Source organism: Sphingomonas anseongensis, assembly GCF_023516495.1.
In the GTDB taxonomy this organism is placed as follows: Bacteria; Pseudomonadota; Alphaproteobacteria; order Sphingomonadales; family Sphingomonadaceae; genus Sphingomicrobium; species Sphingomicrobium anseongensis.
Map to the genome: position 1 here is coordinate 2,035,403 of NZ_JAMGBC010000001.1, position 13,085 is coordinate 2,048,487.

The 13,085-nt window shown below is 65.9% G+C and carries 14 protein-coding genes; 8 read left to right on the forward strand and 6 right to left on the reverse strand.

All coding sequences use genetic code 11. The features are described 5' to 3' along the window. From LZ519_RS10490 to LZ519_RS10525, 8 genes are all read left to right on the forward strand, one after another. Positions 1-1,245, forward strand: coding sequence for an aspartate kinase (locus LZ519_RS10490; RefSeq protein ID WP_249868618.1), 1,245 nt, complete (start codon positions 1-3; stop codon positions 1,243-1,245). Continuing rightward, positions 1,242-2,300 carry an NAD(P)H-dependent flavin oxidoreductase gene (locus tag LZ519_RS10495; protein WP_249868619.1) on the forward strand — a complete coding sequence of 353 codons (1,059 nt, stop codon included), beginning with the start codon at positions 1,242-1,244 and terminating at the stop codon, positions 2,298-2,300. The genes LZ519_RS10490 and LZ519_RS10495 overlap by 4 nt, the downstream gene beginning before the upstream one ends. An 82-nt stretch (positions 2,301-2,382) precedes the next feature. Then, positions 2,383-3,195, forward strand: coding sequence for a hypothetical protein (locus tag LZ519_RS10500; protein ID WP_249868620.1), 813 nt, complete (start codon positions 2,383-2,385; stop codon positions 3,193-3,195). A 61-nt stretch (positions 3,196-3,256) separates the two neighbouring features. Further along, positions 3,257-5,524 carry a phosphoenolpyruvate--protein phosphotransferase gene (ptsP, locus tag LZ519_RS10505; RefSeq protein ID WP_249868621.1) on the forward strand — a complete coding sequence of 756 codons (2,268 nt, stop codon included), beginning with the start codon at positions 3,257-3,259 and terminating at the stop codon, positions 5,522-5,524. Between the two features lie 74 nt (positions 5,525-5,598). Beyond that, complete coding sequence (locus tag LZ519_RS10510) at positions 5,599-6,417, forward strand: helix-turn-helix domain-containing protein (protein WP_249868622.1); 819 nt, start codon at positions 5,599-5,601, stop codon at positions 6,415-6,417. 63 nt (positions 6,418-6,480) lie between these two features. Continuing rightward, the gene (locus LZ519_RS10515; RefSeq protein ID WP_249868623.1) at positions 6,481-7,317 is read left to right on the forward strand and encodes a tetratricopeptide repeat protein; all 837 of its coding nucleotides are present in this window, start codon (positions 6,481-6,483) and stop codon (positions 7,315-7,317) included. Beyond that, on the forward strand, positions 7,298-8,284 hold the full coding sequence (tilS, locus tag LZ519_RS10520; protein WP_249868624.1) for a tRNA lysidine(34) synthetase TilS: 987 nt from the start codon (positions 7,298-7,300) through the stop codon (positions 8,282-8,284). Before LZ519_RS10515 ends, tilS begins: the two co-directional genes overlap by 20 nt. 35 nt (positions 8,285-8,319) lie before the next feature. After that, positions 8,320-8,517, forward strand: a complete 198-nt coding sequence (locus tag LZ519_RS10525; protein WP_249868625.1) for a KTSC domain-containing protein — start codon at positions 8,320-8,322, stop codon at positions 8,515-8,517. A gap of 9 nt (positions 8,518-8,526) precedes the next feature. Here the strand turns inward: LZ519_RS10525 and LZ519_RS10530 are convergent, their stop codons facing one another. The 6 genes from LZ519_RS10530 to LZ519_RS10555 are packed head-to-tail and all read right to left on the reverse strand — an operon-like array spanning position 8,527 to position 13,083. After that, positions 8,527-8,967 carry a hypothetical protein gene (locus LZ519_RS10530; RefSeq protein WP_249868626.1) on the reverse strand — a complete coding sequence of 147 codons (441 nt, stop codon included), beginning with the start codon at positions 8,965-8,967 and terminating at the stop codon, positions 8,527-8,529. A gap of 49 nt (positions 8,968-9,016) precedes the next feature. Then, the gene (locus LZ519_RS10535; RefSeq protein WP_249868627.1) at positions 9,017-9,556 is read right to left on the reverse strand and encodes a demethoxyubiquinone hydroxylase family protein; all 540 of its coding nucleotides are present in this window, start codon (positions 9,554-9,556) and stop codon (positions 9,017-9,019) included. Then, a complete protein-coding gene (locus tag LZ519_RS10540) occupies positions 9,553-10,038 on the reverse strand; it encodes a disulfide bond formation protein B (protein WP_249868628.1) in 486 nt (161 codons plus the stop codon). The genes LZ519_RS10535 and LZ519_RS10540 overlap by 4 nt, the downstream gene beginning before the upstream one ends. Positions 10,039-10,093: 55 nt before the next feature. Further along, on the reverse strand, positions 10,094-11,443 hold the full coding sequence (locus LZ519_RS10545) for a S41 family peptidase (RefSeq protein ID WP_249868629.1): 1,350 nt from the start codon (positions 11,441-11,443) through the stop codon (positions 10,094-10,096). Between the two features lie 35 nt (positions 11,444-11,478). Then, positions 11,479-12,657 (reverse strand): murein hydrolase activator EnvC family protein, encoded by a 1,179-nt coding sequence (locus LZ519_RS10550; protein WP_249868630.1) that lies wholly within the window; start codon positions 12,655-12,657, stop codon positions 11,479-11,481. A 3-nt stretch (positions 12,658-12,660) separates the two neighbouring features. Continuing rightward, positions 12,661-13,083, reverse strand: coding sequence for a 23S rRNA (pseudouridine(1915)-N(3))-methyltransferase RlmH (locus tag LZ519_RS10555; protein WP_249868631.1), 423 nt, complete (start codon positions 13,081-13,083; stop codon positions 12,661-12,663). Between the last annotated feature and the right edge of the window lie 2 nt (positions 13,084-13,085).

Consider the following 13,085-nt stretch of genomic DNA (forward strand, 5'->3'; position numbering starts at 1 on the left):
ATGGCCCGCCAAAAGCCGCGCATCGTGATGAAGTTCGGCGGCACGTCGATGGCCGGCATCGAGCGTATCCGAAACGTTGCCCAGCGCGTCCTTCGCGAGGCTGAGGCCGGGAACGAGGTACTCGTCGTTGTCTCTGCGATGGCCGGCGAGACGGACCGGCTGGTCCAGCTTTGCCGCGAGGCCGCCGCCCTTCATGATTCGAAGGAATATGACGTCGTCGTCGCCAGCGGCGAGCAGGTCACCGCCGGGCTCCTCGCGATGACGCTTCAGAACATGGGCGCCAAGGCGAGAAGCTTCATGGGCTGGCAGCTGGTCAAGGCATCGGGCGTGCACGGCAACGCGCGCGTCGATGCGGTGGAATCTGCGCTTCTCGACGAAGCGCTGAGCGGCGGCACGGTCGCCGTCATTCCCGGCTTCCAGGGCGTTTCGGACGAGGGGCGGCTGGCTACGCTGGGCCGCGGCGGATCCGACACGAGCGCGGTCGCCATCGCCGCGGGGCTGAAGGCCGACCGCTGCGACATCTACACCGACGTCGACGGAGTCTACACGACCGACCCGCGCATCGTCCCCAAAGCGCGGAAGCTCGATGCCATCACGTTCGAGGAAATGCTGGAGCTTGCCGGCGTTGGGGCCAAAGTGCTTCAGCCGCGATCGGTGGGGCTGGCGATGCGCGAGAATTTGCCGCTTCGCGTGCTCTCGGCCTTCGAAGATGTGCCAGGAACGCGCGTGGTCGCCGAGCTTTCAGGAGCAGATATGGAGAGGAACCAGATCGCGGGCATCGCCGCCGACCGGAACGAGGCCCGGCTGACGCTGACAAACATCGCCGACAGGCCGGGGACGGTCGCTGCTGTGCTCAGTCCGCTGGCTGAGGCGGGGATCGGCTTCGACATGGTGGTTCACGCGGCGACCCCTTCGGCCGAGTCCAGCGACCTCACGTTCACCGTCCCGCGATCGAGCCTTTCGCAGGCTCAGTCGGTGATCGAAGCGCGCAAGGAAGAGATCGGCTACGGCGAACTTCTGACGGACGACGGCGTCGCCAAGGTCAGCATCGTCGGCGTTGGAATTCGGTCGAACCCGCAGCTCGCGGCGAAGATGTTCGAAACCCTCGCCGAACAGCGGATCAACCTGCTCGCGATCTCGACATCGGAGATCAAGGTCAGCGCCCTGGTTGCCGAGGCCGACATCGAGCTCGCGGTCCGGGTGCTGCACACCGCCTTCGGGCTGGATTCGGAGAAGGCGGCATGAGCGGCGAGGGCCTGATCGCCGATCCGCGCGCGGTACACCCCAGTGCAGGCCACGCTCGGCTCAAGGAGCTGATGCACCGCGGGACCGAGTTCCTCGGCTGCGAATGGGCGATCATGGGCGGAGCGATGAGCTGGGTTTCGGAGCGCCATCTCGTCTCCGCAATCTCCAACGCTGGCGGCTTCGGTGTGATCGCCTGCGGAGCGATGTCGCCCGAGCTTCTCGACACAGAAATCGCGGAGACGAAGGCGCGCACGACTCAACCGTTCGGCGTCAACCTGATCACCATGCACCCGCAGCTCGATGAGCTGATCGACACCTGCGTCAAGCACGAGGTCGGGCATATCGTGCTCGCCGGCGGGCTCCCGCCCGGCTGGGCGATCGACAAGGTGAAGGCGAGCGGCGCCAAGCTCATGGCTTTCGCCCCAGCGCTCAGCCTCGCCAAAAAGCTGATGCGATCCAATGTCGATGCGCTGGTGATCGAGGGAATGGAGGCGGGCGGCCATATCGGCCCGGTTTCGACCTCGGTTCTGGCGCAGGAAATCCTCCCGCACGTCTGTCACGACATTCCGATCTTCATCGCCGGCGGGATCGGCCGCGGCGAGGCGATCGCCGCTTATCTCGAAATGGGCGCGGTCGGAGTCCAGCTCGGCACCCGTTTCGTCTGCGCCAACGAGAGCATCGCCCACGCCAATTTCAAGAAGGCCTTCATCCGCGCCTCCGCGAGGGATGCGATCTTGTCGGTGCAGATTGATCCGAGGCTGCCCGTGATCCCGGTCCGTGCGCTCAAGAATGCCGAGACCGAGCGTTTCGCCGCCAAGCAGCGCGAAGTCGCCGACCAGCTGGACAAGCAGGCGATCGAAATGGCCGAGGCGCAGCTCCAGATCGAGCATTATTGGGCCGGCGCTCTCCGCCGCGCGGTGATCGACGGCGATTGCGAGACTGGCTCGGTGATGGCCGGCCAGTCCGTGGGGATGGTGAAGAAGGAAGAGCCGGTCGCCGACATCATCCAGGAACTGGTCGACGAGGCCGCCGCTGCGTTGGAGAGCAGAGGCTGAAGCCTCGCGCCCACCTGCCGAGCGTTCCCGTTCGGTAGGAAATTCGCTATTGTGCGCGGGCCTCGACAATGGGTCTGGTGCTATGCCGGAATTCGACGTCTCAAAGGCGAAAGGCGCGATCTTCGCGCTAAAAAAAGAGATTGCAGAGCGCGAGCGCGAGCGTCTGGGCGGCGGCGCGCGAGGGCGGCACGGGCGGGATGTTCGGCGATTCCAGCCGGACGACCGCATCCACGAAATCGGGCCCCCACTGGTCGATCCGGCGTTGCGCGGCCGGCCCTTTGCAGTCTGGGACTTTCGCAACGGAAATAATGCCGCCTTCCTCGTCTTCACCGAGGTGTCCGAAGAATGGAGCGCGGCGAGCTTCACGATCGACGAAAAGTTCGGCAGCGATTTCCACCAGCACGATCAGATTACTTATTATTTCTTCTGGCAGAACGATGCCGGACGCGACGTCGTGGTCAATATCCAGTCGGCGCTTATCATCGACACTTTTTGCCGAATTTCCGCGGACAACGGTCTCATTCGCAGCCCATTCTGGGGCGGCAGCACCAATGGGAAGGCGAGGGTCATCGTGACCGCTGAATTGGCGGCGATGGAATGGTGGAACCAGCCGCCTACGCAGGCGCCGGCCCAGCCCAGCGGCAGGCAAGAAGCGAGGGATGAGTCGATATCGGGCGGCTTCTTCCTCGATTCGGCGCAGAACATCCCGATCTCAAAGGAAACCTATTATCTTCATCATGATGGTCTCAGCGTTCCGGCAAACGGGGTGGTGGTGACGGAAGTGTCGCTCAACTTCTATTACAGCGGTCATGATGGCGGCTTCGGGTGCGATTATCTCCCCGAGCATCAAAATCACTGGACGATCTGTCCCTACGTCCACTTCGAGCTGACCTGAGAGCGCCGGCACTCTCCCTCCTGCGTGACAGGGATGCGGCGCATCTGGTAGCGCTCCGTCCATGCCGCTGACCGCCGCCGCGTCTGCTCGAGAGATCCTCACCGGGCTTCACGAGGTGATGGCGGGGCGCGGGACCGCGCAGTCGAAGCTGGACAAGGTCGTCGACCTGGTCGCCGGGAAGATGGAGAGCGAGGTCTGCTCCATCTACCTCCTTCGCGACAACAAGCTCGAGCTGTTCGCGACCCACGGGCTCCGCAAGGAAGCGGTCCACGTCACGCGCCTGAACCTGGGCGAAGGCCTGGTCGGCAGCATCGCAGCGGAAGGGCGGATTCTCAACCTGGCCGAAGCGGCGAGCGACGCCGAGTTCGTCTACCGGCCGGAAACCGGCGAGGAACGGTTCCACAGCTTCGCGGGCGTACCGATCATCTACCGCGAGAGCCCGGTCGGCGTGCTGTCCGTCCAGCATGCCGAGCCACGCCGTTACGCCGACGTGGAGATCGAGGCGCTTCAGACCGTGGCGATGGTCCTGTCGGAGCTGATCGCGGGCGCGCGCCTCGTTGACGGAGCGCGTCGGCGGCGGCTGAGGAGCGCAGGCCCGCTTCGGCTCAGCGGCCTCAAGCTGGTCGCAGGAATGGCCAAGGGCCAGGCGGTGTTCCACGAGCCGCGGGTCACCGTCGAGCACACCGTCGCCGAGGACGTCGAGGCGGAACGCGACCGGGTTTACGGGGCCTTCCGCAAGATGCGCGAGCAGATCGACAACATGACTCGCGAAGCGGAGTTCGGGACCACCGGCGAGCATGCGGAGATCCTCGAGACGTACCGGATGTTCGCCTATGATGAAGGCTGGTCGAGGCGGATCAACGAAGCCATCGATTCCGGACTGACCGCCGAAGCGGCGATCGAGCGGGTGCAGCAGCGCACACGTGCCCGGATGCGGGAGATCGACGATCCGCTGCTGCAGGAGCGGATGCACGATCTCGAGGATCTGTCGAACCGCCTAATGCGGATCGTTTCCGGCCGGATGGGGACCGCGGCGCAGACCGGTCTTGCCCACGACACTGTCCTAGTCGCCCGCAACCTCGGCCCCGCCGAGCTGCTGGAATATGACCGGCGCCGGCTGAAGGCGGTGATCCTTGAAGAAGGATCGCTGACCGCGCACATGACGATCGTCGCCCGGGCGATGGGAGTCCCGGTCGTCGGCCGCCTTTCGGATGTCCGCCACACCGTGGAGGAAGGCGACACGATCCTGGTCGACGGGGACAACGGAAGTGTCCTCATCCGCCCTTCACGACCCCTCCAGACCAGCTTCGACCAGCGGATGGCGCTCAGCCAGAAGCGACGGGCGCAGTTCGAGGCAATCCGGTCGCTTCCGGCGGAAACCACCGATCGCGTGCCGATCAGTGTGATGGTCAACGCGGGCCTTGCCGAGGACGCGTTATCGCTGGAGCTTACGGGTGCGGACGGGATTGGCCTGTTCCGGACCGAATTCCAGTTCCTGGTTTCTGCGACGATGCCCGGCCGCGAGAGCCAGCTCCGGCTCTACAAGAAAGTGCTCGACGCTGCGGGCGACAAGCCGGTGGTGTTCCGCACCCTCGACATCGGCGGCGACAAGTCGCTTCCCTACCTCAGCAGCGGCGGGGAAGAAGCGGAGAATCCGTCGATGGGGTGGCGAGCGCTTCGCCTGTCGCTCGACCGGTCGACACTGATGAAGGCGCAGGCTCGCGCCTTGATCCAGGCCGCCGCCGGCCGGGTTCTTCGGGTCATGTTCCCCATGGTCTCGGAGCCTTGGGAATATGAGCAGGCGCGCGCTTTGTTCGAAGCGCAGGTGCAATGGGCGGAGCAGGGCAATCGCCCGCTTCCGAGGCTCATCGAATATGGCGCCATGCTGGAAGTGCCGGCGCTCGCGGAGATGCTCGACCAGCTCCTTCCGCGGCTCGATTTCATCTCAATCGGCACCAACGACCTGACTCAATTCCTGTTCGCCGCGGACCGCGGCGATCCCCGGCTCGCCGAGCGATACGACTGGCTGAGCCCGGCGATCCTTCGCTTCCTCAAGCGCGTGATCACCGCTGCGCGCGAAAGCGAGAAGCCGCTGAGGGTCTGCGGGGAAATGAGCGGCCGCCCGCTCGAGTGCATGGCCCTGATCGGTCTCGGAGCGGAGAATTTTTCCATCACTCCGGCTGCGGTTGGCCCGATCAAGGCGATGGTCCGGTCGCTCGATGCCGCTGCAATCCGGGCGCGCATGGACCACTGGCTCGCGCGGCCGCCCAACGACATTCGCAGGGCGCTCACCGACTGGGCCCGGCGCCACCGAGTCGCCGTGGGGTGAAAAGGGCTGCTGGTGGTTGACAGTCCGCCGAGCGGCTTCGACAACATTCCCCGGTGTCGGTTGAAGGGTGAGTAATGGACGAGGAATTCGAAGCTGCGGAACTTCCCTCGGTCGGCGAACGACTTCGCGTCGCTCGCGAGGAAAAGGGCTACAGCCTCGAGGACATAGCCGCCGAAACGCGAATCCCGCTTCGCCACCTGGAAAGCCTGGAAACCGCGGACTGGGATCGCCTTCCGGCCCCCACCTATTCGATCGGCTTCGCCAAAAGCTACGCCGGCAAGGTCGGCCTCGACCGCGCGGAGATCGGCGAGCAGCTTCGCTCCGAAATGGGCGGCCAGCGGACCGACAATTCGACCGTCGAGCATTTCGAGCCCGCGGACCCGGCCCGGGCGATGCCCAAGTGGCTCGTTTTTTCCGCGATCGTTGCGGTCCTCGTGATCGTGCTGGCCTTCACCTGGATAAGCAACCGCTCAGTCTCAGAGGAGCCCGTGGCAACTGCAAACCAGGCGCCAACACCGCAAGCTCCAACCGTCGCTGCAACGGCTCCGCCACCGGCCCAACCGGCGGCCGCGCAGGGTCCGGTGGTTGTCAGCGCAACGGCGCCCGCGTGGATCCGCATCACCGACCAGGGCAATACCCTGTTCGAGGGCATGCTCCAGCCGGGGCAGAACTACCAGGTGCCACCGACCGCGAGGGCTCCGCTGCTCCGCGCCGGTGCGCCAGAGGCTCTGAAGATCATGGTGGGCCAGGCCGTCGCTCCGCCGGTCGGGCCGGCCGGGCAGGTGACATCCAACGTCAGCCTGCTTCCGACAGACCTGATGCGCGGTCCGGCAGCGCCGGCACCGGTCCAGCAGCCCGCGCCCCCGGCGCCGCAAAATTCGCTGGCGCAATAGATTCATCGCCGCGTAAGCTCCGCCCGGGCAAAGTGTTGGAATTCAAGTGGTGGGGACTTTCAGATGATTAGCGCGAAGTTGCGCATCGCTCTTTCAGGAGTCGCTGCGGTATCGCTTGCGGCCGCTCCGGCATTGGCGCAGCGGCCTCCCAGCGCCGAGCAGCAGCTCCTGATCCTCCAGCAGCAGGTGGCGGCGAGCCAGGCGACCGCGATGCAGCTCCAGCAGAGGCTCGACACGATTGAGCGGCAGCTGCAGCAGCTGATCAACCAGGGCGAGATGAACGGCCACAGGGTGTCGGAGCTGGAATCGCAGGTGACGACGCTTCGCAACGATGTGAACTCGCGGCTCAGCAGCCTGGAGTCGCGGCCGGTCGCAGGTCCGCAGACCGTAGAAACGACGCCGCCAGAGGCTGCACCCGTCGAGGAGGCACCTCGGCCGAAGACACGGACGGCTTCCGCTTCGCTCCCGGAGCTACCGCCGAGGCCGGCGGATTCCGACAGCGCCGCGAGCGACCCCGGCGAGGACGCTTATTCGCAGGGATTCCACCTGTGGGAGGACGGCAAATACGACCAGGCCATCACCGCGCTTCGCGCCTTCGTCTCGGCATTCCCCAAGCACCGTCGCGTCAGCTTCGCGCGTAACCTCATCGGTCGGGCGATGCTCGACAACGGCCAGCCGCGCCCGGCAGCGGAGGCGCTTCTTGCCAACTACCGCTCGGATCCAAAGGGTGAGCGAGCGCCGGACAGCCTCTATTATCTCGGGCAGGCGCTGATGAAGCTCAACCAGCCGCAGCAGGCATGCAAGGCCTATGGCGAGCTGGAGGACGTCTATGGCTCCTCCATCCGGCCCGACCTCAAGTCGCTGGTCGCGAAAGGGAAGGTTGACGCCGGCTGCTCCTGATCCGGCGCTCGTCGGCCGCTTCGCCGCCGGGCTCGACCGCCTGCATCCGGCCGGAGAGAAGCTGGGGCTGGCAGTATCGGGCGGTCCCGACAGTCTCGCGATGCTCGTCCTTGCAGCGGCTGCTCGCCCCGGTCTCGTCGAAGCGGCAACCGTCGACCACGCGCTGCGACCGGAGGCCCGCGATGAAGCTGAGATGGTCGCGCATGTCTCCGGGGCGCTCGGGGTGCCACACTCCACTTTGACGGTGCAGTGGAAGGCCACGCCCGCGACCGGACTTCAGGAGCGCGCCAGGGACGAGCGCTATCGGCTGCTCGATGGCTGGGCCGTGGAACGGCACCTCAATACGGTCGCCACCGCGCACCATCTCGACGATCAGGTTGAGACGCTCCTGATGCGCCTCAACCGCGGCGCGGGTGCGCGGGGACTCGCCGGAATGCGCGCGGATGCGAAGCTTCCCACGCCCGGCTCGAAAATCCGGTTGGTTCGTCCGCTGCTGGAGTGGCGGAGAAGCGAGCTGGAGGAGCTGTGCCGTTCCGCCGGGCTGGTGCCGGCGCAGGATCCAAGCAATGCCGACGAGCGGTTCGAGCGGGTGAGAGTGCGGCGTGGAATTGCCGGTGCGGACTGGGTCGACGCCGAGGGAATTGCCCGAAGCGCCGACTATCTTGGTCGCGCGGACGACGCGCTCGAATGGGCGGCGGATCTGGAGTGGCAGACGCAGGTCAGCGCCCGCAAGCAGTCCATCGCCTACCGGCCTTCAGGACCGGCGGAAATCCGCCGCCGGATTGTGGCCCGCTGCGTCGAGCGGCTGGCGAGCGAGGGCAGGGGAAACCTGCTTCGGGGCCGCGAGCTCGACCAGCTGGTTGGCGCACTCACCAATGGAGGAAAGGCGACGCTTCGCGGGGTCGTTTGCTCGGGCGGCGAGCAATGGAGCTTCGCCCCCGCGCCCGAGAGACGGCAAGCAGACTAGCGCAGCCGCTCGCCACCTTTGCGCGTTGTGGCGTCATGCCCTCGACCGTTATCCGGCGTTTCACTTACTCGCCCGACAGCGAGGAGCTGACGATCGAGTTCGTGACCGGCCGTCGCTACGTCTATTCCGCGGTGCCCGAGGAAGAGGTTCAGGCGATGCGGGAGGCCTTTTCCAAGGGCGTCTATTTCAACAAGCACATCCGCAACCGCTACGCGTATCGCGAACTGGTCTGAGCGGGCTGCCTAATAGCCGGGGCCGGGAGGCGCAGATTCGGGCGGTGGGACGGCCTGCCCGCTAGCTTCGCGAGCCTCGGCCTTGGCGCGGTCGATCATGTTCTGCAGGCACCCTGAGGAACCTCCGGGACCGACTGCCGAGCAGCTTTGGATGCCAGTCCGCCCGACATATTCGAAGCTCTTCGCCTTCTGTGCCCAGCTCTGGCGAGTCTGCCGCGGTCCGGCCTCGCGATAGCGCTCCGGGATCCGGTAGCGCTCGCTTTCGGGCTTGCGGGCGCAGACGACGATCGCATCCTCGGTCGAGCGAGGGCAGGGATCGTTGCCGTAAACGATGATCTCGGCAATCTTGTCGGAATCGCTGGTGTCCTGGGCGGTCGCCGGCCCCGCGAAGAGTGCGGCGATGCCCGCTGCGCTTGCCGCGGCCGTGAGCGAAATCAGCAACTTCGTCATTGGTCAAACCTTTCACGCCTAAAGCGGCTAATGCGCAAACCGGGTTCCTTCATATGCGCTTGGACAACCCGATTGCGACACGGCATGCCGCGCGTATCGCACCGGTCAATACAGGATAACCCGCGGCCTGCTGCGCGCCCGCCGATCGAGCGGTGTCGCGATGCTCCAGCTCCTCGGCACGAAACTCCGCAATGTCGGCCGCCAACTCCGGGTCTTCGTCGCCGATCTCGTCGAGCTGCTGCCCGTAGTGGCGGTCGATCTCTGTTTCGACCGCTTCCGTACAGGCCATCGCAGCTTCTTCGCTCATCAACGCGGTGACTGCTCCAAGAGCGAAACCGGCGGTCTTCCACAGCGGCTGGAGGAGCGTTGGCCGAACCGACCGCTTCGACATGAGCGCGTTGAAGCGCTTCAGATGCCGCTGCTCCTGCATCGCCATTCGCGAAACGAGCTTCGCTGCCGGTGAGCTTGGGCGAAGGACGGCGAGTTGCCCGGCGTAAATCCGCGTCGCTCCATATTCTCCGGCCTGGTCGACGCGAAGCATCGAGGCGGTGTCGGCTCGGCGCTGTCCCGGACGGCGGGGGCCCGTCATCGCGAGCGCCTGCCGCCAAGCATCAGCCAGGCGATTACGGCCGCGCCGGACAGCGAGAAGATCGCATTCCAGCCGGCTAGCGAGATTCCGAGGAACGACCATTGCACCTGGTCGCAACGGATCAGCGGCACCTTCATCAACTTCTTGAGGAGGTCCTCCGTCGACGTCGCGGTGGCGGTGGTCGAACAGGTCGTGAAGCCCTGGAAGATCTGAAGCTCGACCCCGGCGTGATAGACCCCGATCGCTCCGGAAATGGCGATTGCGAGGGCAGCGAGCAGCGTCAGCGTCCGGGCTCGCGAAGAGGCGGCAGGAGCGGTGAAGGCGCCACCCGCCAGAAGGATTGCGGCTGCATGCGGATAACGCTGCCACCAGCACATCTCGCACGGGTAAAGGCCGCCGATATATTGCGAGCCGAGCGCGCCGCCGAGGAGCGCAAGCGGCAACAGCAACGCGATCAGCCGCCCGGCGTCGAAGCGGTTCATCCCGAAAGCTTCCCCTCGCCCGAGCGCCGCTTCAGCCACAACCTGGCCAGTGGCCCTAGCGACGCGATTTCGACTGGCCGCCGCGCGACGCGACGGAAGCCGGCGAACCGAGGCGCTTGAGCGTGTTCAGCGCATAATAGAGCTGGAAGTCCTTGATATCCTTCTTCGCTAGCTCCTCCGCGGTCGCCGAGAAGCGCGGATCCTGTGACGTATCGTCCTGTTCCAGCAGCTTGTCGTCGGCCTTCACCTGGGCGAGCAGGTGGCGGCGAAGGTCCGCCTCGCGAACAACGGGGCGATTCTTGTAATCCGGGTCGGTGAGCTGCGGGACTGGGATGTCCGGCGTGATGCCGCCAGCCTGAACCGAGCGGCCGGAAGGCGTGTAGTAGCGCGCCGTCGTCAGCCGAAGCGCGCTCCTCGGGCCGGTCTGGACGACGGTCTGTACGCTGCCCTTGCCGAAGCTGGTCTCACCCATGACGAGCGCACGGCGCTGGTCCTGGAGAGCGCCGGCGACGATCTCGGCCGCCGATGCGCTGCCCGCATCGACCAGGACGATCATCGGAAGACCGTGGGCCATGTCGCCCGGCTTCGCATAGTAGCGCTCGATATCGGTCTTCTCGCGCCCGCGCTGCGAAACGATCTCGCCGCGCTCCAGGAAGGCGTCGCTGATGTCTACCGCCGCGTCGAGCAGGCCGCCGGGGTTGGAGCGAAGGTCGAGGATATAACCAAGCGGGTGGCCGCCGGTCGCCTTGTCGACCGCCGCGAGCGCCGCCTTCGTCTCTTCGGCCGAGTTGCCCGAGAAGGTGCTGATATCGATGATCGCGATCCCGTCCTTGATCTCCCATTTCACCGGCCGGAGCTGGATCTTTTCGCGTATCAGAGAGACGTCGAACGGCTTGTCCTTGCCGGGGCGCAGGATGGTCAGCTTGACCGTGGTCCCGGGGTCGCCCTTCATCTTGTCGACCGCCTCGTCGAGCGTGGCACCGTAAACCAGGTTGCCGTCGATGTGGGTGATGTAATCGCCCGACTTGATCCCGGCCCGCCACGCAGGCGTGTCCTCGGTCGGAGTGATGACCTTCACGATGCCGTCTTCCAGCGTGACGGTAAGCCCGAGGCCGCCGTAATTGCCGTCAGTGGTGGCACGAAGCGTGTCGAAGCTCGCATCCTCTTCGTAGGAAGAGTGCGGATCGAGCGCCGACAGCATGCCGTCGATGGCGCCCTTGATGAGCGTGTGGTCGTCGACCTTGTCGACGTAATTGGCCTTCACCCTCTCGTAGACGCTCATGAACTTCTCGAGCTCATTGTAATTGGCCACGTCCGCCGCAGCGAGCGAGCTCGTGGTGACCGGCACCAGGGCAAGCGCGGAAACCAGCGCCAACGGTGGAAGCAGCTTGTGAATAGCGTTCATGAGTAATGCCTTAGGGAGTCGCGTCGAAGCCGTGTTTAGCCGCCTTTGGAGCGATTTGACAGCAGGGCAGATGAACCTGCGATGAGAGCCGGCGAAACTGTGCGGCCGTCGTGCTGGAGCTGTATTTCGACCGGGCCCAGCGCGATCCCAAGCGCTTCGCCCGCTTCGATCGTCGCGCCTTTCGACAGCCTCGAACCGGCGTTGACCAGCACCGATTTCCATCCGCCGCCATGGTCGATGATGATCACTCCGTCATAGTCGCGGAATGGCCCGGCAAAGAGGATCGTGCCGGAAGCCGGCGCGACGAGCGCCGCGCCCCTGCGCGTGTCGAGCAGGATTCCGCGCGACCGGACACCGTTGGCGCTGACGGTGCCGAGCCCGTCGAGGACGGCGGCCTCGGCGGGGAGCCGGTAGAGGATCGGCGGCCGCTGGGCCGCTCCAGGGCCGCGAAGCTGGACCGGCCCAAGCTCGGCAAGCTCCTGTGCAATCTTCTGAGCCTCGCGCTTTGACGCGGCATTCGCCTGCACGTCGGCCAGCTGCTCCTCGCGGGTGATTGCAACGTCTCCTGCGCCGAGCGCTTGCGATCCCCGTTCCTTGGCCATGGCGAGGGCCCGCTTCTCGAGCTGAGCGAAGGCATTGCGTCGCTGGTCGAGCTGGGAGCGCCGCTTCCGGAGGTCGGATCTGGCGGCGATCGCCGCCTGCTCGAGCTTCGCGCCCTGGCGAAGCTCGTTCCTCAGTGCCGCGGTTTTCGCGCGGATCACTGGAGCAGTCGCCCCAATTAGGATCCTTAGCTTGACCAGCTCGTCGGCCGACCGAGAGTTTGCGAGCAGGAGCAAAGGCGGGCGCCGCGCTGACAGGACGAGCCCTCCCAGAAGCGAGCTTACCGGGGCTTCGGCCCTGGCGAGCCGGCGCCGCTGAAGCTCGAGCTGCGCCTCCGCCAGATCCACCGCCACGTCGGATGCCGTGATCTCCGCTTCGGCTGCGCTGATCGCCTCTGCCGCCGCAAGCTGGCTCGCGTGAAGGCGGGCGACCTCGTCGCGGGCCTGGGTGGCCGCCTGTTCCAGCCGCTGCTGCCGGGCGCTTGCGGCCGCCGCTTCGCTCCGCGCCTGTCGAAGCTGGAGCTCGACCGGCGAGGTTTCGGCCGTCCGCGGGGCGCTTGGCGCCACCGCCGCGGTCCCGGCGATGAGGAGTAATGCTGCGGCGCCGCGAACCATGGCTCAGCCTTCGCGGTGATAGGGATGGTTGGCAAGGATGGACGTCGCCCTGAACAGTTGCTCGGCCAGCATCGCCCGGACGAGCAGGTGCGGCCAGGTCGCCGGGCCGAACGAGAGCAGCAGGCCGGCGCTGGATCGCTCGGCTTCGCCGTGCCCGTCGGCAGCTCCGATCGAAAAGCGCGCCTCGCGCTTTCCGGAGTCGCGCCATTCCTCCAGCTTGCGGGCAAGTTGCGTCGAGCTAAGCGCCGTTCCGCGCTCATCAAGGAGGATGGAGACGCTGTTCGGGGGAAGCTCCGGCGCTGCGCGGCTTCCATCGGCGAGCTCGGTGAGCTTCGTCGGCCAGGAGATTCGCTTCAGGTAACGCTCGACGAGCTCGGCCTCGGCAGATCTGCCGATCTTGCCCCTGGCGAGAATGTGGAGGAGCACGA

Excerpts from the sequence above, each read along its gene's own strand:
- LZ519_RS10490 (WP_249868618.1), top strand. The coding sequence starts at position 1 with ATGGCCCGCCAAAAGCCGCGCATCGTGATGAAGTTCGGCGGCACGTCG.
- LZ519_RS10495 (WP_249868619.1), top strand. The coding sequence starts at position 1,242 with ATGAGCGGCGAGGGCCTGATCGCCGATCCGCGCGCGGTACACCCCAGT.
- LZ519_RS10500 (WP_249868620.1), top strand. The coding sequence starts at position 2,383 with ATGCCGGAATTCGACGTCTCAAAGGCGAAAGGCGCGATCTTCGCGCTA.
- ptsP (WP_249868621.1), top strand. The coding sequence starts at position 3,257 with ATGCCGCTGACCGCCGCCGCGTCTGCTCGAGAGATCCTCACCGGGCTT.
- LZ519_RS10510 (WP_249868622.1), top strand. The coding sequence starts at position 5,599 with ATGGACGAGGAATTCGAAGCTGCGGAACTTCCCTCGGTCGGCGAACGA.
- LZ519_RS10515 (WP_249868623.1), top strand. The coding sequence starts at position 6,481 with ATGATTAGCGCGAAGTTGCGCATCGCTCTTTCAGGAGTCGCTGCGGTA.
- LZ519_RS10525 (WP_249868625.1), top strand. The coding sequence starts at position 8,320 with ATGCCCTCGACCGTTATCCGGCGTTTCACTTACTCGCCCGACAGCGAG.
- LZ519_RS10530 (WP_249868626.1), bottom strand. The coding sequence starts at position 8,967 with ATGACGAAGTTGCTGATTTCGCTCACGGCCGCGGCAAGCGCAGCGGGC.
- LZ519_RS10535 (WP_249868627.1), bottom strand. The coding sequence starts at position 9,556 with ATGACGGGCCCCCGCCGTCCGGGACAGCGCCGAGCCGACACCGCCTCG.
- LZ519_RS10540 (WP_249868628.1), bottom strand. The coding sequence starts at position 10,038 with ATGAACCGCTTCGACGCCGGGCGGCTGATCGCGTTGCTGTTGCCGCTT.
- LZ519_RS10545 (WP_249868629.1), bottom strand. The coding sequence starts at position 11,443 with ATGAACGCTATTCACAAGCTGCTTCCACCGTTGGCGCTGGTTTCCGCG.
- LZ519_RS10550 (WP_249868630.1), bottom strand. The coding sequence starts at position 12,657 with ATGGTTCGCGGCGCCGCAGCATTACTCCTCATCGCCGGGACCGCGGCG.